The following is an 18,614-nucleotide window of genomic DNA, read 5'->3' as shown; positions in this document are numbered from 1 at the left end:
TTCGGGGTCAGGGTGGGGATAGTCCGGTGGCGGTGAGGTAGCCGTCGATGATGCCTGCACGGTATTGCATGCGTTTGAGGCGGTTCTTCACCGCGGTGGTCAGTGCGGTGGCGGTGGTGGCGGGGAGGTTGGCCAGGCTGCGTTTCATCACCGACCAGACCTTCTCGACCGGGTTGAGCTCGGGGGCGTAGCCGGGCAGCAGGTAGACCCTGAGCCAGGGCCGGCCGGCGATCAACTCACGCATCCGCGCGGACTTGTGCCCTGCTAACCGGTCCCAAACCAACACGATCGGTGCGCCGAGTTGTCGGTGGGCGGCGTCCAGCAGGTCGGCGAAGTCGGGTTCCCGGAACCCTTTCGGGTCGGTCTTGCGGCCGCGGTAGGTGCGGGTGCGGTAGATCAGCCGGCTGGGGTGGCCGGGCCGGTAGCAGACCAGCCCGGCTATCGATACCCGGACGTTGCCTTTGGCGGTGACCTTGACGACCGGGGTGTGGCCGCGTGGGGCCCAGGTGGTCGCCTTGGCGGGGTGAAGAGTTTGGCCGGCTTCGTCGGCGAAACAGATCCAGGCGTTCAGCCTGCCCGCGAGTCTTTTACCGCCGGCCACTGATATCGGCGCCAGCGGGCGATGGCTTGCTCGTCCCGCTCGATCGCCCGCTGGGTCGGCAGTTGCGGGCTGAACCCGATCCGCCGCATCGCCTCCCAGGTCGTGGTCACACTGACCCGGACCTTGAACATCAGGCCGATCAACGCCGCGACCCGCGCCAACGTCCAGCGTTGGTCCTCGTCGTAGCCGGCCGCGGCCGGGCCTTGTTCCAGCCGGGCCTTCAGCTTGGCCAGTTGTGCGTCGGACAGTTTCGGATCCGGCCCCGATGCGCCCTTGGACGCCAACGCCTGCACACCACCGGCCTGCCAGGCACGCCGCCACACGTACGCCGACTTTTCCGACACCTCTAACCGTTTGGCGACCTCGACCGGCCCCACACCCTGGGCGAACAGGTCCGCGGCCCGCCTGCGGACCTGTTCACGCCGCACCCGTGCCGCCTGGTTGAGCCCGCCGCCGTCGCCGTACCTCATGACCATCAACCCAAGCGGACAAACCCACAGAAAGCGATCACCCGGAAGAAGCATTGTGGACAGACGACAAACCTCCACCCCGAAAGGTCTCTAGTCCGGGTCGCGGACGTCCGCGTCGACGTAGTCGGTCACCCCCTCCGGGCTGCTGGTGAGCAGCGCCCGGGCGTGGACCAGCACCAGCGGATCGTTGTCGACGTACACGATCCTGGATTCTGGTGCGACCTGCTGGGCCACCTGGTGGGTGTTGTCGGCGGTGGGCAGGCCGGTGCCGAGGTCGAGGAACTGGCGGATGCCGACCTCCCCAGCCAGGAACCGCACGACCCGGCCAAGAAACGCCCTCGAGGCGACCGGCGACGTCGACCACGTCGGGGTCGACCTGTTTGACCTTGTCGCCGACTTCCCGGTCGGCGGCGAAGTTGTCCTTGCCGCCCAGCCAGTAGTTCCAGATCCGGGCGCTATGTGGGATGGCGGTATCGAGCCGGGACGACAGGTCCGGGCCCCCGGTGCTACCGGTCATCGGGTGCCCCAGCTGGCTGCGTCCGGCATCGACGGCGACATGGGGCTGATCATAGTGCCCGCACCGTCGTGAGTGGACCACGCCCGGCCACACCATGCCCCTTGCGGAACGTCGCTGTCGAGTTCGGGCATGCGCCGCCTGCCCGCGTTGTCCAGCGAAGAGGTGCCACGCCGTTCCGTTTCCGGTCCGGTCCGGCTGGCGTGTTGGCTGATCCGGTGCTGTGCGGTGCTCGACCGGCCGCGTCAGGCCGGCGGGTGTCGAGTGGCCCCGGCAATCCCGCCTGGCCCCACTCTGCTGGAGGACGAACGTGCCGATCACCACTGCTGACGGTCTGGCCGTGCGCAGCGCCACCTGCTGCGTGCCCGGCGACTTCACCGACGACTGGCCCGCCCTACTCGCTGTGCTGTTCGACGAGGACATGCGGGCCGTGCCCCGCCTGCTGGCCCGCCCCGGGGCCAGCACCGACGCGTTGATCGAGCCGATACCGACGCAGCCGGTGCGGTGCGCCGGCGGCCCGGTCGGCCTGCTGAACCTGGACGCGATCCGCGCGCACGGCTACCGCGATGCCCTCGCCCGCTACCAGGCCTGGTCCAACCCGCACCCGGCAGACCGGCCCGGGCCAGTGCAGCAGGCGCTGCTGGATGCCGGCAAAGAGGCATTCCTGACCCACCAGGCCCTACACCGGCTGGTCGGCGACGCCGTCATCATCGTCGACGGCCCGCCGCTGTATCCAGCGAACACGAGCCCGCTGGCTCGATTGGAGTTCCTGCACGTGGCCAACGAACTGCTCCAGGCGCTACCGGCTGACCACGTGGTCATCGCGGTCACGGTCTAGCCCGCCGGGCACGGCGCCGCTACCCCGGCAAAGGGCTCTCCCCGCAACCCAACAGCAGTCAACAGCTCGCCCGCCTGCGGCCGCGAAACTGGCCAACAGCGCAGGTCACGGCTGCCGTACGGGGCTTGACGCGGCGGCGTGATCTGTTGGGTTGGCGCGGTACGGTCACAGCTCAACAGAGATTTGAGCACCACCCCGGGCGTTGCCCGCTCGCGGTCGCAGCCGCATCAACCCACCCGCCGCAATCGGCCGGTCGGCCGCGTCACTGCCCGCGCAGCCCGCGCCCACCCACACCACCTTTTCTGGCCGCTCTTGACGGCCACCGCCAGCCCAGATCCAGCTTTCTGGACGCTCACGGCGGCTCAGCCGGCACCCACTCACGGGTACGCCCGGCCAATCCCCCCTGCCTCACCCCCAACACGCCGTGCCTGCCGCCGCGCAGAACGGTGACCCCTGCCCTCGCCATGCGCGGGCAACCCGTCTACCCCGTGGAAGGAGTCCTCCCATGCCGATCGCCATGCCCCGCGGTGTCATGGTCCGCACCATCACCTTCTGGTACCCGGCCGACCACCTGGGCATCGACGACTGGACGATCCCGCTGGCCACCTACTTCGACGACGAGATCCAGCCGCACCGCCGGCTGCTGGCCGCCGCACCGCCGTCCGCGTCGCCGCTACTCGCCGCCCCGCGCAGCGGGCACCGCACGTGGTGTGCCGGCGGACCGCTGAACCTGCTGGACCTCGCCGGCACCGGCGCCATCGCAGGCCAGGAGGCACGCTCCCGATTTCGGCGGTGGACGCGCACCGGAACGGTACGCGGGCGTCGACCCCGCCCGGCCGAAGCCGACCTGCTACGCGCCGGCGAGCAGACCTATGTGGCCTACCACCGCCTGCGCCGTGTGGTCGGCGACGTGTTGGTCGTCATGCGCAACGGCTGGCTGCCACAACAGCCCACCGCCAGCACACCCGACGCCCTGCTCGCCTTCGTCCAGCACGCCACCGGCCTGCTGGCCCAAGCCAACCCCAACGACGTGCTCATCACCGTCGCCATCTGAGCACCGCCCCCGCCCGGTCTGGCCTTCGGGCGGCGCCCACTGGCCGGTGCCTTCCGGCGTCACCCCGCACCGCCGGGCGACGCCGCCGCCCGTGGCCTGACGTCTACCGCACTGGCCGCGGCCCCTTTCACCCGTGCCGAGTAAGAGGAGGTTTCCCCGTGTTCATCGATTCGCGCACCGTCGTGGTCTGCGTGCCCGCCGCCACCGCGGTGGACGACCTGGCCGATGTGGCCGGCGCCCGGCTGGCCGCGCTCGGCCTGACCCCGGTCGGCCCGTGGACCATTTCGTCACCCAGCCCGGGCCTGCTCCGCGCCGGTTCATCCGTCGGCAGCGCCGCCCGGCACCGGCCCTGACGTTCGGCGGGCCGATCTGCCAGCTCGACCTGGCCGGCATGCGCCACGCCGCCGCCGCGCACGCCGCCGACCTCTGGCAGCTGTGGCAGCATGTGGTCGCCAAGACCCCGCCGGCGCGTCCGTACTGGACTTTCGAGGACCGGCACCACGAGGACCCCGATCGGTGGCCGTTGGCCCGCGCCGAGCAGGCTTACACCAGCCAGCCCCGCTACCAGGCGATGGCCGTCTACAACGCCGCCGTGCACCCGGCGCACCAGCTTTCCACTGAGCATCTCGAAGCATTCCAAGCCGGCGCCGACGCCTACACCCGGCTCGCCGCCCTCGCGGCCGTCCCCGCCGACGCGGTCGCCACCGTGCCGGCGGACGCGGTCGCGGTCGCTTCCGGGCCGCCGGGCTGGTTCACGCCCACCTCCGCACGCCTGAACGACCTGGTGGAGTACCTGAGGCTCGCCAACCGGCTGCTGGACAGCCTGCCCCGAACGTGCGGCTGGCGGCGCTGACCGCAAGCTGAGCGGCCCGCACGACCCGTCCGGGCACGCTTCTGCGGTCCCGCCGACACCGCGGCGGGACCGCGACGTCGCATATGTGCCTGTCAACACCGCTCGGCGCCTTGGTGCGCGCCGAGCTCTCACCTCACAGGAGAACCACATGAGCATCGCTAACCAGCCGAGCGGTCTGCTCGACGACGAACGGGTCCGCGCTGTACTGACCCGCGCCTGGGCCGAGCATGGCTCCGGGCCGGCCGCTGACCCGATCGTCCAGTCATTCCTGTCAGCCGCCGCGGCCGCCGCACACCGGGCCATCGGACCGGAGCCCGACCCGGCCAGGCATAACCACTCCGACGACGAGCTCTGCGGCTGCGTCGCCCGGCTCGTTGAGGACGCCCGCGCGAACCTGCAACGGCGGGCCGCTGCCCAGGCCGGCACCGACCGGCACCGCCGGGCACTGCACCGACTGCAGGCAGACATCCGGACGGCCGCTCTCGACGCGCTGGCCACCCAGCCGCGCCTGGCGCAGTCTCTGGCGTCGGCGTTGCAGGACTGGGGTATGCCACCGATCCCCACCCCGCACACGGTCACCTTGCAGGTCCCGATCGTCGTCCACGTCGACGCGGCCGGTGACGAGGAAGCCAGGAACCGGGCGACCGACCGGCTCCGCGACGAGCTCCACCCGCCGTACGGGATGGACATCGACATCAGCGAGGCGGTCTGCACCGACCTCACCGGCGAGTAAAGCACCTGCCGCACCCCCGTACCGCACCCGTTTGCCCACGCCACCTCGGCATCCGCCGCAGGTGGCGTTCTTCGTATCCACCCACTCGCGATAGGAGACACCCGGCCGTGACCGACTCCACGATCCAGACCGCCACCACCGACACCACACCGGCGAACCTCGTCGAACTCGGCGTCGCCGAGCAGCTCACCGCCGTCGAGCTGATCCTGGCCCACTCGTGGTTCGCCATCGACGGCCAACCCGTCGCGCCACCGGCATGGCTGCACCAGGTCGCCGCCCGGCTGGTCGCCGACTGTGGCCCGATCCCGGGCCTGGACACCGTCGCCGGCCTGCACCGCTGGCTGGTCGGGTTCGCCGACGACACCGACAGCGCCGCCGACGCCGCGCACGCAACAGCCGACCGGGCGCAGCAGGAACTGGATGACTTCCACGCCGACGTACGCCGCCGCGCCGCGCATGCCGTGGCGGACGGTCAGATCTGCCTCTCCGGCACCAACCGCACCCTCGACCAGTTCGGCGTCGACGAGCTGACCGAGCAATACCGGGTCAACCTCCTGGTCCCGGTCGCGGTCACCGTCTACGCCCGCGACGAGGACGACGCATACGAGCAAGCCGAAGAAGCCGTCCGCGACGACCTGGTCGGATCCGTCGTCGACATCTACACCAGCGGTATGCGACACGACGGCGCCGAAGCCAACGGCAGCCTCAACCCAGACGATCTCGACTGAACACGTTCGCCTGGGCCTACTGCAGGCGCGCAAGCACCTGGCGCTGACGGCCGATCGACCCCGACCCGTCCGCCAGGCACCACTTGACACAGCAGCGCGGCGGGCCGGTCGACCGACCACCTTGCTGTCCTATCCAGCTTCCAGCCTGCAATCGCCTTTGCGCTGGCCGGATCCCGCACGCCGATGAGCCGCAGCGCCGATCGGCGCTCCACGCCGTTGCAAATCGCGCCGCGATTCCTTGTTCCGTCGCTCCGCTCGGTGGCCTATGCCACCCGGAGCCCACCCACGCACAGGAGACCACGATGACCGAGTCCACCAACATCCTGGCCGGTACCGACGATCCGGCCGGTCCGCAGTACCGGGTGACCGGCACGCTGCCGGTGACCGTCACCGTCCTTGCCAACCACACCAGCCACGCACGCTTGCTCGCCATGGCCACCGTCGCCGCCGTACTGGCTCCGCACGCCGGCCTGTTCGTTGACCTCAACGTCGACCCGCAGGCCGCCCGCCCGATCGGCGCCGCGGGCACCGAACCCGACGTTGATGGCGAACCGCGGCGGCTGTGGCGGGTACCGGTAAGCGTGGCCGGGCACATCGACATCGCCGCGGACGACCACCTGACTGCTCCGGTGCTCGCCCTGGCAACCATTTTCGGCCGTCTCGCCCCGCACCCCCTCATCGAGGTCGACGCTACGGCGGCGACCTGCGCCGCCTGCGAGCCGATCACCACGGCCGCTGTCGACTGACCGTGGCCGTGTTGGGGTAGACAGCCCAGTCACGGCGGCGCTGCCGGGTGATCCACCGCCTCAGCGACCGTCCGATCCGCCGCCTCGACCCAGCGTTGCAGCCCATAGGCCCACCTCGTCGGGGCGGCCCGCCCGGTGCTGACCCAAACACAGCAATAGCGCGGCGCCCGCGCCAGCGCATGCCCAACGCGGCGCCGCGACACAGCGCAGCCCTGCTGTAGACCATCCACCGCTTCTCCGCGGCCGTTGCCCGGCCACTGACCCGCCCGCGCGCACGCGCACGTCCGGGCACGGCCACACCGGCCGCGCCCGGACTCCGTCTGTCCACAAAGGAGACCCGGATCGTGAGCCACCCAACACACACCCCAACCGTCCAGAGCCCGACGCTGCGTCTGGGCCAGCAGGTGCACGTCAACGCCCGCGCCAGCTGGCTACCCGCCACCATCACCTCGATCGCCCCGGTCCGCGTCGGGGTCCACTACCACATCGCGACACCGCTCACGCCGCTGGTCGCGCCGTGGCTGATCCGCCCCGCCGCCGGGATACGCCTGCAACCAGTCCACCTGCTCGCTGTCAGCGATCAGGTAGTCGCCTACGACGGCGCCATCCACGTCATCTGCGCCCCACCTTGGCAGGGCCGCGACGGCTGGTGGGTCATCACCCTCGACAACGGCGAAACCGCCGTCCTGCCGCCCCGCGCCGTCCTGCGACTGACCGACCCCGGTGGCGACGATGCCTGAGGCAGCCGAATCGGGCTGTGCCCCGCAGCCGGCGACGGCACGGATACGTTGCGCACGCTGCGGCGGCACCCCAACCACGGCGCCACGTGGTCGGTGGTGGTGCCCGTCGTGCGGCAGCTACCTGATCCTTGATGTCGACTCCAGCGGATGGGTCAGCCACGCCGAGCTCGACCATCGCCAGCGCATGGCCCACAATCGGCGGGTCGTCGCCGTCTCCGCCCGACTGGCTGCCGCGCACCTGCCCGAGGTCCGCAGCTTGCTGCCGGACGGCTGGTCGGCCGCCACGTCACAGGCGATCAGCGGGGCGACCCACACCATCGCGATCTCACCACCGGTCGGCGCCGTCGATGTCAGCGCATACCTATCCCCACCCGCGTGCGACGGTGAGGGCGGTTGGAGCGTGCGGATCCACAACCGCACACAAGGCGTCGGCTTCCCGCTCTACACCGCTGGCGGCGCCCACGCCGCTACCTACTCCACCGTGCTGGACGCGGCCGCTGCGGCCATCACGGCCCTGCGCTGCGAAATCGCCGAATAGGCCCGCCGCCATCCGGCGCGGCCTGCCGCCGTCACCACGACCCGGCCGCGCCGCCAGCGGCGGCCGTCCCAGAAAGAGGGGTTCTCATCCGCATGACAATCTTCGACCTTCTCAGCTCACCCGAGGGCCACGGCGAACACCCGCTTGTGTCGGGCCTGAGGGTCGTGGTGTGCCTGCCGCCTGGCAGTTGCGACAACCAGGCCGCCGCGACCACCGCACTCCAGACCCGGCTGCCGGCGCTGTTTCATCCGCAGATCGACCTACGCCTGAGCGAGACGGCCTACCTGGCCCGGGCCGGTCTGTCCGAGCCGGAACACCGGCAGCTGATCTTCGCCCGTACCGTGGACGGGCGAACTGGCTGCGCGGGCGGACCGCTCGGCCTGCTGGACCTGCCGGCCACCCGCGACATCGTCGCCGCCGACGCGGCCAGGCAGCTGTGGCAGCGGCACCAAACCATTGTCGCCGGGACACCGCCGGCGGCGCCGTGGTCGCAGTTCGCCGACCGCACCGAGGCCGACCCCGACCACTACCCGTATGCCACCGCGGTCTGCGAGTTCACCGCGCAACCCCGGATCGCGACCATGATCGCCCACGACGAGTTCACCACCGATCCGGACGACCGGTTCGCGCTCGACGACTACGGACCGGGCCTTGCCGCCCACGACGACGGGCCCGCCGCATACGGCGACCACCGTGCCGGTGTTCTGCTCTACGGCGACATGCTGATCGGCGTCGACGGCCGCCCGATCACGTCGACCGGGCAGCTGCTGCCATGCACCTCGCACACCTGGCCACACCGGCAGGCCTACCACCAGCTCACCGCCGCACACCTGGCCGAATGCGAGCCCAGGACCGTGCTGCTGTCCGTCACCCTGCAAGGCAGCGAAAACTCCTAACCCCGCAATCCGCTGGCCGCAGCGCCCCTGCACGGGCGGCCCCGGACAACGCAACCCGTTTGCACCTGGAAACCGCGTCGCCGCTTGCACCCGCCTGCGGCGACGCAGGCGGCGACGCGCGCACCCCCATCTGCGAAGGAGCGCGCCATGCCACCCACGGCATACACCGTCGACACCTCCCAGCGTCCACGATGGACACCCGCCTGGATCGGGCTGCCCGACCTGCCCGCCCCGTACCCGGCGCTGGTGGCCACCCGCCGCCGCCGACACACCAACCCGATCGCCCGGGTCAGCCTGCCGGTGCTCCAGCGGCTCGCCGGCGACACCATCGACCGCTGGCACACCGACCCCGAACCCGGCCGGCTGCTGCCTGTCATCACCGTGCACGACGGCGCCGTGCACATCCTGGCCCGCTTCGGCGACCGCGACACCCCCGTCGAACCCCTGCCACCGGACGCGGACGGCCTCTACCGCATCGCCGGCCCGCTATGGCCCTGGATCGTCAGCTTCTAACCGGCGCGCCCAAACCCTGTGCACGGGTCACAGACCCGTCGCCCCGGCGCTGACCCACCGATGAAGGGCGTGCCCTGATGGCTTCCTTTCTGCACTCATTGACCAGCTGGCGCCGCTACCGCGACCGGTTGCTGGCCTTCGCCGCAGCCACCGTGCTGGCCGGCAGCTGTCTCTACCTGCTCACCGGCCACGCCTGGATGGTCGCCGCGGTGTTCATCGCTAGCAGCTTGGCGTTTCTGGCCGGCCTCCACACTGGGACGACCGGCACCCGTGACCTGCTCGGCGCCGCCTACACCGACCCGGTCACCGGCCTGGCCACCCGCGCGGTCGCCGACCACCTGCTGCGCGAAGCCGACCGGTCCGGCGTCGCGTTGACGGTCGCGGTTGCCGACGTGGACAACCTCAACGAAATCAACACCGTCGGGCACGCCGAAGGCGACCGCTACCTGACCACGATCGCCCGGCGGCTGCGTGCCGCGGCCGGCGCCCACGGCACGGTGGTACGGCTCGGCGGGGACGAGTTCGGCATCCTGTCCACGAGCCTGTCGCCCGAACAGCTCCGCGCCGCGGTCGACGCCTGTCTGGCCCAGCCGACCGTGGTCGCGGCGACCCGGATGCGGCCACGGGTCAGCGTCGGGATCGCCAGCACCCACGCCGGCCACCCCGAGCAGGTGCTGGCCTGCGCGGACGCTGCCATGCAGACGGTCAAGACGGCCGGCGGCCACCGCAGCGCGGTCTACGACCCCGACCGCGACGGCATCCCCCGACACGACGGCCTGCTCCCCCAACTGCGTCGGCCCGAACCACTGTTCGCACCGCAGACGGTGGCCGCGCGACCAGACCGGCTGCTGCGCCTCTACCTCACCGCCGCCGAAGCCCGCGGCGTGCACCACGCGTTACGGACCCTGCACGACCGATGGGCCCAGGTCACCCGGACACCCGAGGCCACCGCCCTCGACCCGAGCGGCACAGCCCCACCCGCGCCGCCCGGCTTGGCCGACGTCTCGGCCAGTGCGACGTGGCGGGCCGGCATCAGCCGCATCAGCCAGACCGAGGCCGACCGCTACGGCGCACTCGCGCAGCGGGTCCAGCACGTCATCACCACCGCCGACGTCCTGGCCTGACCACTGACCGCCTCGCAGCGCCCTGGTTACCCCACGCCGGACCCAGGGTGGACCAAAGCAGCCGGCACGAGCCCGACCCGCTGGCCCGACGGCCGGACACACCAGCGCCTGGCCGATGCCCCCGACCTACTGGCTGCTCAGCGTCCGGGCCAGGAAAACCGTTCGTCCATTGGGGACGTCCGGACCATTTCGTTGTGGCGACCAGACCGGCGACTGCCTTGCGGTTTCCGCACCACACCTGCTTTTGGAGGGCAAGCGCATGCTCGACATCCAGCACAGCCGGCCATGACCCGCCGCCGGTTCCCGATCCGGCTGCACCATTGCCGGCTCGCGCCCCTACCTGTCGCCGGCCGGTACATGAGCTTGCCGGACCGTGAACGCGAAACGGTGCTGGGCACGGCCCGGCAGGCGGCCGAACACGCTGATGCCGGCTACGCCGACCTGTTGGCCGCCGAGGCCGCAGTCGCGGCCCGCCGCACCCGCCCTCAGGTGGCGCGGCTGGTGTTCAGCATGGACGAAGACGTCACTGGCTCGTCCGCCGCGCTGGTCGCCGCCTACGACCGGGCGGGGCGACGGCTATGGCACGTCGACCTCGACGACGAGTGGCCCGACGAAACGCTCGTCACCGACATGCTCGCCGCGGCCTGGGACTGGTACCGCGGCGACTGCTACCCGGCAGCGAACGAAGACGCGGACCTGTTCCAGTTCACCCTGCCCGACCCCAGCCCAGGCCCGCGCCCCCATCGCCGTCGCCGTCGATGACACCGCGTGTCGTCGACCAGGTGCTGCCGGGACGCCCGCGATGCCCGCGACTGCGCCAACAACCACAGCCTGGTCCACACCGACGGACCAGGCATGGCGCCCATGCCACGGCCGATGAGTCACCGCCCGCGGCCGAGCTCCACAAGCCCTCAGTCGCGACAGGAGCGACGCCGGTCGCGACGGGACCACGGCCTGTCGCGACAGGCCGATCCGTCGACATCCCTGGGGCCGGCTGCACCGACCGGGTACCCAGACGGTGCCGGTCTGTCGCGGGGCGCCCACATCCATCCTCGACCAGAAAGGATTGATCATGGTCCCTGTCCTCGCCGCGCGACACACCGCCGGTCCGTCGCGACGGCCATCACCGGCCGCGAACCAGCGGTGACCGGCCACCCCAACGAGCAGGCGCGGGAAACGTTCACGTTCGCCCGCTGGGTGTGGGACATCACCGCCGCCCGCGCCATCGTCGCCGGACGCCCCCACCAGCTGATCGCGGTGGGGCCGCTGCACAGCTACCTGGCCATCGGCCTGATCCGCGTCGATGCGGACCACGCGATGAGCACCGACCTGACCCAGCCGCTGATCCTTGCCCCACTGCCCGGCGCCGGCGGAAACCTGCCCATCGACGGCTGGCACCGCATCTACCACGCTCTTCGTAAGCAGGTTGAGTACCTGCCGGCGGTCGCGTTGACCGACGCCGAAGGCGACCAGATCCGCACCCAGATCCCCGGCTGGCACCCACTCGCGCGCCCCGCACCCGCAGCGGCCGTACCCCGACCGGCAGACCAGATCCGGGCCAACACCCCGTCCGGGCGGCTTCCCGACGGCGCCGTACGGGACCTGGTCGCCGCGCACCTGGACAGCCACCCCGGGCAAGGCTTCACCATCGGCGAACTAGCCCGGGTCCTGGGCATCGCCAAGGCCCCGGTCCGCGACGCCGTCCGGCACCTGGTCGCCGACCACCGCGCCATCCGGACAGCCACCCGCCACGCCGTCCGGTACACCAGCGCATCAGGACCCGCGACCGCGCTCTGACCCAGGTCCAGATCCCCTGTCACCGGCCCCGCGGCTGGTAGGTCGCACGACCAGCCACCTACCCCGTCCCACTCTCGGCGACCAGTGTCGAGATCCCACCAACCCAACCCCTCGCGTGTGTGTGCCGACGCCCCACGCGAGGGCCTCGGCACACCGCGCCCTTCATTCGTGGAAGGGAGCGTTGCCGTGATCCACCGCCAGCGCACCGGCCGACTCCGGCCAGCGGCGCACACCCACCAACGACACCCGACGCACACCACCCCGAGCGCGGCCCGGCCGGCCGGCTGGCGCCGCCGGACCGCTCGCCGACCGTCATCGGCGTCGACCGCCGCAGCAGTAGCGATCGTCCGCATCGACCGTCCGGCCCCTCGAAGGCGCCGCCTCATCCGCTGGCCGCGGACCGCGCGGCACGGTGGTGGCCGCCATGCCGATGACCGACCTACCCGAACCGGCCTGGCCGACCGCGCCCACACCGGCCGCAGGCGGGACTCCAGCGGTGTTGCCGCCGCCACGGTGGTCGCCAGCGCGGCTGGCCTACTGGTTCTACACCGTCGCCGCCGCCGGCGCGGTCATCGGCCAAACCTGGGTCGCGGTCACCCACATCCCCTGGAACTCGTCCCTACCCACCGCCGCGCGGGTGGCAGCGGTGCTACCGTTCGCGCTCTGCCTGGAAATGCTCGCCATGGCCCTGGCCGCGATGGCCGACCAACGGATGCGGCTCGGCGAACGCGCCTACGGATTTCGCGTCTTCTCCACGACGGTCGCCGCGGTCGCGGTCGGGATCCTGATCGCCGGTCACTGGCCGCACCTGTACTGGTCCGCCGGGTTCGGCCTGCTGTCCGCAGCGGCGTACCTGCTATGGCTGCTGCACGCCGCCGCCCGCCGCCGGGACGCCCTACGCGCCACCGGCAAGCTCGCCGACACCGCCCCCGACTACGGGCTCTGGCGACGCCTGCGCTACCCGCTATCGACCGCCCGCGCCGCCGAACTCGCCCGCACCGGAACCCACGACCCCACGGAAGGTGGCGGCCGCTGGGCCTGCACGAGTCGCTGGAAGCCGCCCAACGTGCCATCCGGGCCGACAAGCGACGCCCAGCCATCGCCAAGGCCGTCGAACAGGTCGTCCGCGCCGACCAGGCCGACCCACTCATGGCCGAGATCGCCGTCCGCACCATCGACATGGACCGGCTCGCCGCCGACCTCGCCGACCAGATCGACTACACCACGTGGACGGCTCGGCTGGCCCCCGCCATCACCGCACTACCAGCAGCACAGATCGAGCAGCGGGCCAGCTGGCCGAAGAATGGCGGTAGCCCGGCCGGCTCGGCGACCGGCGGCGATGCGGATCGGCCAGATCTCGCCGAGGACGAGACCTCTGACAGCCGGCAGCCACCGGTGGATCTGATGCGCCAGATCCCCATCCAGCAGGAGCAGTACCAGACGTGGCAGACCGTCTGGGCCGACCTGAGCACGCACCCCGACGAGCCTCTGGACACGATCGGGGCCCGCCACAGGATCAGCCGCCGGCAGGTCGAACGGATCCGCCGAGCTGGCGAGTTCGGCCTGCTCAACTGGCCCATCCCGCCCGCCCGGCTGATGGCCTCGATGCTCGCCGACGGCCACCTGACCGGTCCGCCCCTCACCCCGGGCGCCCAGCAGCCACCGCCGACCACGCCAGACGACGCCGCCAATGGATCCACCTCCCGTGGCGGGGTGCCACCGATGGCAGACAACGGCGGCACACCGCCGACGTGAGCCGGCCGGTCGACCGCGCCTTCCTCCACGCCGTCGCGCTCCACCCGTCGCCCTGTCGCAAAGGCCGGCCAGCACACCCTCATGCCCGTCGCCTAGCAGCTTGCGTGCCCGTCGCCCAACCCCACGTCCCGGAGGTAACCATGCCCAGCCCACCACCACGGCAGAATCACCCATGAGCAGCCGCGCGATCGCCACCATCGTCGCCGCCGGCCTTGGCATCGTCCTCGTCTGCGGCGCCGGCACCGCCGTGCTCACCGGCGGCACCGCATCCGCCTGCACCACCACCGCCAGCCCCACCGCAACACACAGCACCGGCGCCGCCCCCGCAACAACGTCCGGGCCGCCCAAGCAATGGTCACCGATCGAGCCATTCAACTCCGAACAGGTCGGCAACGCCGTCACCATCATCCAGGTCGGCGCCGACACCGGCCTACCCAGCCAGGCCTGGGTAATCGCCGTCGCCACCGCTATCACCGAATCCAGCCTCTACAACCTCACCACCCCGGTCGACCACGACAGCCTCGGCCTGTTCCAACAACGCCCCAGCCAAGGCTGGGGCACACCGCAGGAGCTCACCGACCCCGTCTACGCATCCCAAGCGTTCTACCGCAAACTCGCCACCGTCGACGGCTGGCAGACGATGCCTCTGGCCGAGGCCGCACAAGCGGTACAGAAATCGGCGCGCCCGAACGCCTACCAGAAGTGGGCGGAGCACGCCGCCAAGCTAGTCACCACGATCAGCGAGACCTTGGGCCTGGCCAGCTGCGCCCCCAACGGCTGGACCCAGCCCGTCCAGGCACCGGTCACCTCCGGCTTCCGGACAGCCGAACGTCCGACCCACGACGGCGTGGACCTCGGCGCACCCCGCGGCACCATCGTCCGGGCCGCGGCAGCCGGACAGGTCGTCCGCGTTCGCTGCAACGCCATCGACGTCCGCGACGACAGTGACTGGGGTTGCCACCGCGACGGCGACAAGGACCTGACCCGCGGCTGTGGCTGGTACATCGACCTGGCCCACGAAGGCGGAATAATAACCAGATACTGCCACCTCGGCCGCCAGCCAACCGTCCACGTAGGAGACGCGGTACCCGTCGGTGCCCCGATCGGAGTGGTCGGCAGCACCGGCCATTCCAGCGGACCACACCTCCACTTCGAGGTGCATGTCAACTCAGATTCCACATCGGACGGTGCAGTTCCGCCGGAGCCATTCATGGCCCAACATGGTGCACCGTTAGGTCAACCTGGCTAAACCTTCATGAAGGATCTCAGGTTCTCGCCTTCATATCGGCGCAGGCATTCCCCTGCTCGCTGCCCATCATAGCCGTCCTGAGCACCGGCGCCAGGAGCGCCGACAAGTTGGGGAGTCGCCTGCGGCAAAGCCCCGATGTCTGCAGGGGCCATGCCATCGGTACCTGAATCGACGATCCGCACCTGATCTCGCACGTTGCAGCTTCTCGCGGCAGTTGCCGCGTCTTGCCTACAACCGCCGTCGAAATCCGCGGCAGCCACGGTCGCGGAGGTCCTCTCCGGCAGCGTGGATGAATGGCCACCCAAGCGATCGACCCGGACTCGCGACAAGATCGCCGACCTCGCCGCCGCTATCACCCACTACACCTGTTAAGGAGTCACATGCTGGGTCTACCCGACCAGACACCCGGTTTGCAGGCGTACATCGCCGCCCGGTTAGATATCGACGACAAGACCGACCGCCGTGTCATCGCCGACACCGGCGTTGATCCGGCTGTCGCAAACGGCTGGGGCTGGGTGCGTGCGGGCCGGATGCGGCGCGCGGCGCTCAACGGTCTGCTCCACCAGATCGTGGCGCTGCCACAGCCGCAGCGGCAGCGGCTGGTCATCGGCCTCGCCTCTTACTGGATCCAGTCGCCGCCGCTGGTGGACCAGCGGGGTTGGCCCTACACGGCCAACTCCGGCGGCCTCACGTATCTGACCCTGTGTTGCCAGGCCACCCCCACCTACTGCGAGTGGATCCTGTGCTGCCGGGTCTGTTACCAGGACGTCGAGCAGGAGCTGGCGGGCCAACCCGAACCGTCGTCGTCGGACTCGGTGTATGTGTCCGCAGTGGAGCGTTCCCTTCGGGACCTGCGCACCCGGGTGCAACGGCGTGGCTGGCTGCGCCCCACCGACGCCAAATTGTGGCGTGTGGCCCGGCGCGCCGATCCCAGCCGGTACGGCCACCACAGCAACGACTTCCAACTGGCCACGCTGCGGGAGTTCTACGACCGCGCCAAGTAGCCCATCGAACCGGCATCGGCCACTGAGACGAGCGGCCGTGCGGGCCGCTGGCCATCGCGAACCGTCGCCGCGCGGGCTCACGATCCGGCCTATGAAATGCACAGCCATCAAGGCTGGGCGGAACAGGAAGGCCAGCAAGACAGCTATAGGCGCGGAGGATCGCGCCGAGTTGCTGGCGAAGATCAAGGCCGATTTCGACGCCCGGCTGGCAGCGATGGCCGCCGAGCCGGCGCGGTGGGTCGAGTTCATCGACCGCGTCGCCACGTTCGGTGCCCGCTACAGCCTCGGCAACCAGATCCTGCTGCTGGTCCAGGCCGAGGAGCGCGGCATCGAACCGCGCTACTTCCTGCCGTACGGCAAGAGGGACGGCTCGACCGGGTGGAAGGCCCACAGCCGGTATGTGCGCGCCGGGGAGAAGGCGTTCAAGATCTGGGCGCCGATCCGGCGGCGGCCAACCGAGGAACAGGCCTCCGAGTGGGAAGCCGCCGGCCGCAAGGTTGCGCGGGAACCGTCCGGCCGCCCGGCCGTACAGGTGGTGGGCTTCGGCCTGGCCAACACCTTTGACCCGTCGCAGACCGACGGGGAGCCGTTCGAGCCACCGACCGCGATCGTGCGCCGCCGCATCCTCCAGCGCGGCGACGGGCCGCAGCTGTTGACCGGGGACGATCCGACCGGTGTGTTCGACGACCTCATCGCTCTGATCAAGGATCAGGGTTACACGTTCGAGCTCACCGTCGCGACGCTGCTGCGCGGCGCGCGTCCGTCCCGCCGCAAGTCCGGTGAGCACGACTTCGTCACGCCGTCCTTGCCCACCCCAGCGGTCGCCCGGCCCACCGTCTGGACCTCCTCGCAGCGCAGCGTCGAGGAGATCCTGGCCGCAACGGAGGCGTTCGAGGCGGGCGTCGTGCGCAAGGAGCGGTCGCGGCGCGTCCTGGGGGTTCGGCAGCTGCTGGGCTGGTTGGCCGGCTTTCCGGGCGAGGCCTGGCAGCAGCGGTGGCTCGCCTCTGGCGCTGATACGGCCGGCAAGGCGTGGACCGACTTGCCCGATGCGCATGGTGTGGCCAGTGACCGTCGGGCCTGGCGGGCTCAGATGACCGGGGCGGCTGGCAGGCTGATCCTGCTCGACGTGATCCGGCCGAGCTACATCTGGCTGTATTCGGCGCCGTCGAACACCCTCTACCAGCGGTTCGAGCAGCTGCGCGACCCTTCCGGCTTCGCCGTCCTGACTGCGCGATGCGATGCGAACAGGGCGCTGACCGTCCTGGATCGCCGCAGCGCGTTCACCCAGCTGGCGCGGATGCTCATGCACAACGGCGGGCTCCTGGCCGATATCACGGTCGTGGACTGCGCCGAGGCATACCGCGCGCAGACCGGCTACGCGAACGCCCGGCAGCACTCGCTGTGGTACGCGCTGCTGCGCAAGGAGGGCATCCTGCCGGCCGATGCGCCGCCCACTATCTTCGCCGCGAGCCGCCGCGGGCAGCTGTCGATCGAGGAGATCGTCGACGGCTACAACGTTGTCTGCCGCCCAGTGCGGGACATGTTCGTCGACTACCTGCACAAGCGGCAACCCGGTCTGGACTACAAGACGATCCGCAGCCTGGCCACCAAGCTGGTCCTGTTGTTCTGGAAGGACCTCGAACTCCACCATCCCGGCATCGACTCACTGCACCTGGACGAGGCGATCTCGCGGCCGTGGAAGAAACGGCTGCGTCACGTCCGCTACGGCAACCACAATCTCGGCCAAGAACGCCAGGACCCTTACTCGATTCTGATGGCGGTCCGCGCGTTCTACGCCGACCTGAGCCACTGGGCGCTTGAGGATCCTGCCCGGTGGGCGCAGTGGGCCGCACCGTCCCCTGTTGACTCCCGTGACCTGGCCGGCATGACCAAGGCCGCCAAGCATCGCCAATCCCGGATCCACCAACGCATCCGCGAACTCGCACCGCTGCTGCCACGCATCGTGGACACCGCCTCGGAGCATCGCTCGAACGCCGCCGCGCTACTGTCGGCGGCCCGCCAGGTCGCGCCGGGCGAGCTGTTCACCGCCGCCGGGCAAACGCTGCGCCGCACCGCCCTGGCCCACCGACCCCCAGCTCGGCGGCGGAGGACGGCCAGGTGTCATCTACGGCACCGCCCCGGACGGAACCCGGCTGCGTCGGAACCTGCTCCGTGAGGACGAGCGGGCGTTCTGGGCCTGGGCCTGCGTCGAGGTCTTCCGGCACACAGGCGTGCGGATCGGGGAGATGTTGGAGATCACCCACCGCTCCTTCGTCTCCTACACCCTGCCCACCACGGGCGAGGTGATCCCGATGCTGCAGATCACCCCGTCCAAGACTGACAAGGAACGACTGCCGGTTATAGGCCCGGAGCTGGCCAACGTGTTCGCCCAGGTCATCCACCGTGTCCGTGGCGGCAACGAACGCGTGCCGCTGGTCACCCGGTACGACCACGCCGAACG

The 18,614-nt window shown here is 70.7% G+C and carries 21 protein-coding genes and 1 pseudogene; 19 read left to right on the top strand and 3 right to left on the bottom strand.

Annotated elements, in window-relative coordinates:
* Positions 1 to 7 precede the first annotated feature (7 nt).
* From Prum_RS32935 to Prum_RS32925, 3 genes and pseudogenes are all read right to left on the bottom strand, one after another.
* Positions 8 to 601 carry a transposase gene (locus Prum_RS32935; protein WP_173079808.1) on the bottom strand — a complete coding sequence of 198 codons (594 nt, stop codon included), beginning with the start codon at positions 599 to 601 and terminating at the stop codon, positions 8 to 10.
* Positions 568 to 1,071 carry a winged helix-turn-helix domain-containing protein gene (locus Prum_RS32930; protein WP_173079851.1) on the bottom strand — a complete coding sequence of 168 codons (504 nt, stop codon included), beginning with the start codon at positions 1,069 to 1,071 and terminating at the stop codon, positions 568 to 570. The genes Prum_RS32935 and Prum_RS32930 overlap by 34 nt, the downstream gene beginning before the upstream one ends.
* A gap of 93 nt (positions 1,072 to 1,164) precedes the next feature.
* Positions 1,165 to 1,588 (bottom strand): annotated as a pseudogene (locus tag Prum_RS32925) (SAM-dependent methyltransferase); the annotation flags it as partial.
* 307 nt (positions 1,589 to 1,895) lie between these two features.
* Here Prum_RS32925 and Prum_RS32920 point away from each other — a divergent pair.
* From Prum_RS32920 to Prum_RS32830, 19 genes are all read left to right on the top strand, one after another.
* Complete coding sequence (locus Prum_RS32920) at positions 1,896 to 2,423, top strand: hypothetical protein (RefSeq protein ID WP_173079992.1); 528 nt, start codon at positions 1,896 to 1,898, stop codon at positions 2,421 to 2,423.
* A gap of 505 nt (positions 2,424 to 2,928) precedes the next feature.
* Positions 2,929 to 3,477 carry a hypothetical protein gene (locus tag Prum_RS32915; RefSeq protein WP_173079991.1) on the top strand — a complete coding sequence of 183 codons (549 nt, stop codon included), beginning with the start codon at positions 2,929 to 2,931 and terminating at the stop codon, positions 3,475 to 3,477.
* Between the two features lie 158 nt (positions 3,478 to 3,635).
* A complete protein-coding gene (locus tag Prum_RS32910) occupies positions 3,636 to 3,830 on the top strand; it encodes a hypothetical protein (protein WP_173079990.1) in 195 nt (64 codons plus the stop codon).
* The gene (locus Prum_RS32905; RefSeq protein WP_173079989.1) at positions 3,752 to 4,330 is read left to right on the top strand and encodes a hypothetical protein; all 579 of its coding nucleotides are present in this window, start codon (positions 3,752 to 3,754) and stop codon (positions 4,328 to 4,330) included. Before Prum_RS32910 ends, Prum_RS32905 begins: the two co-directional genes overlap by 79 nt.
* A 148-nt stretch (positions 4,331 to 4,478) precedes the next feature.
* Complete coding sequence (locus tag Prum_RS32900; protein ID WP_173079988.1) at positions 4,479 to 5,063, top strand: hypothetical protein; 585 nt, start codon at positions 4,479 to 4,481, stop codon at positions 5,061 to 5,063.
* Positions 5,064 to 5,170: 107 nt separating this feature from the next.
* The gene (locus tag Prum_RS32895; protein WP_173079987.1) at positions 5,171 to 5,791 is read left to right on the top strand and encodes a hypothetical protein; all 621 of its coding nucleotides are present in this window, start codon (positions 5,171 to 5,173) and stop codon (positions 5,789 to 5,791) included.
* A gap of 302 nt (positions 5,792 to 6,093) precedes the next feature.
* Complete coding sequence (locus Prum_RS32890; RefSeq protein ID WP_173079986.1) at positions 6,094 to 6,537, top strand: hypothetical protein; 444 nt, start codon at positions 6,094 to 6,096, stop codon at positions 6,535 to 6,537.
* A gap of 344 nt (positions 6,538 to 6,881) precedes the next feature.
* Positions 6,882 to 7,277, top strand: a complete 396-nt coding sequence (locus Prum_RS32885; protein ID WP_173079985.1) for a hypothetical protein — start codon at positions 6,882 to 6,884, stop codon at positions 7,275 to 7,277.
* Between the two features lie 184 nt (positions 7,278 to 7,461).
* On the top strand, positions 7,462 to 7,815 hold the full coding sequence (locus tag Prum_RS32880) for a hypothetical protein (protein WP_173079984.1): 354 nt from the start codon (positions 7,462 to 7,464) through the stop codon (positions 7,813 to 7,815).
* Between the two features lie 92 nt (positions 7,816 to 7,907).
* A complete protein-coding gene (locus Prum_RS32875; RefSeq protein WP_173079983.1) occupies positions 7,908 to 8,711 on the top strand; it encodes a hypothetical protein in 804 nt (267 codons plus the stop codon).
* A 147-nt stretch (positions 8,712 to 8,858) separates the two neighbouring features.
* Complete coding sequence (locus Prum_RS32870; RefSeq protein WP_173079982.1) at positions 8,859 to 9,224, top strand: hypothetical protein; 366 nt, start codon at positions 8,859 to 8,861, stop codon at positions 9,222 to 9,224.
* Between the two features lie 77 nt (positions 9,225 to 9,301).
* Positions 9,302 to 10,348 (top strand): GGDEF domain-containing protein, encoded by a 1,047-nt coding sequence (locus Prum_RS32865; RefSeq protein ID WP_173079981.1) that lies wholly within the window; start codon positions 9,302 to 9,304, stop codon positions 10,346 to 10,348.
* A gap of 285 nt (positions 10,349 to 10,633) precedes the next feature.
* Positions 10,634 to 11,110 (top strand): hypothetical protein, encoded by a 477-nt coding sequence (locus Prum_RS32860; RefSeq protein WP_173079980.1) that lies wholly within the window; start codon positions 10,634 to 10,636, stop codon positions 11,108 to 11,110.
* Between the two features lie 381 nt (positions 11,111 to 11,491).
* Positions 11,492 to 12,145 carry a hypothetical protein gene (locus tag Prum_RS32855; protein WP_173079979.1) on the top strand — a complete coding sequence of 218 codons (654 nt, stop codon included), beginning with the start codon at positions 11,492 to 11,494 and terminating at the stop codon, positions 12,143 to 12,145.
* A 424-nt stretch (positions 12,146 to 12,569) separates the two neighbouring features.
* Positions 12,570 to 13,550 (top strand): hypothetical protein, encoded by a 981-nt coding sequence (locus tag Prum_RS32850; protein WP_371871292.1) that lies wholly within the window; start codon positions 12,570 to 12,572, stop codon positions 13,548 to 13,550.
* Positions 13,550 to 13,900 carry a hypothetical protein gene (locus Prum_RS32845; protein ID WP_173072768.1) on the top strand — a complete coding sequence of 117 codons (351 nt, stop codon included), beginning with the start codon at positions 13,550 to 13,552 and terminating at the stop codon, positions 13,898 to 13,900. Before Prum_RS32850 ends, Prum_RS32845 begins: the two co-directional genes overlap by 1 nt.
* Before the next feature lie 172 nt (positions 13,901 to 14,072).
* The gene (locus tag Prum_RS32840) at positions 14,073 to 15,149 is read left to right on the top strand and encodes a M23 family metallopeptidase (protein ID WP_173079978.1); all 1,077 of its coding nucleotides are present in this window, start codon (positions 14,073 to 14,075) and stop codon (positions 15,147 to 15,149) included.
* A 380-nt stretch (positions 15,150 to 15,529) separates the two neighbouring features.
* Positions 15,530 to 16,153, top strand: a complete 624-nt coding sequence (locus Prum_RS32835) for a hypothetical protein (RefSeq protein ID WP_173079977.1) — start codon at positions 15,530 to 15,532, stop codon at positions 16,151 to 16,153.
* Positions 16,154 to 16,244: 91 nt separating this feature from the next.
* On the top strand, positions 16,245 to 18,329 hold the full coding sequence (locus Prum_RS32830; protein ID WP_173079976.1) for an ArdC family protein: 2,085 nt from the start codon (positions 16,245 to 16,247) through the stop codon (positions 18,327 to 18,329).
* Positions 18,330 to 18,614: the final 285 nt, after the last annotated feature.

Source organism: Phytohabitans rumicis, assembly GCF_011764445.1.
GTDB lineage: Bacteria > Actinomycetota > Actinomycetes > Mycobacteriales > Micromonosporaceae > Phytohabitans > Phytohabitans rumicis.
The sequence above is the reverse complement of the archived record's forward strand: the minus strand, read 5'-3'. Positions and strand labels throughout refer to the sequence as shown.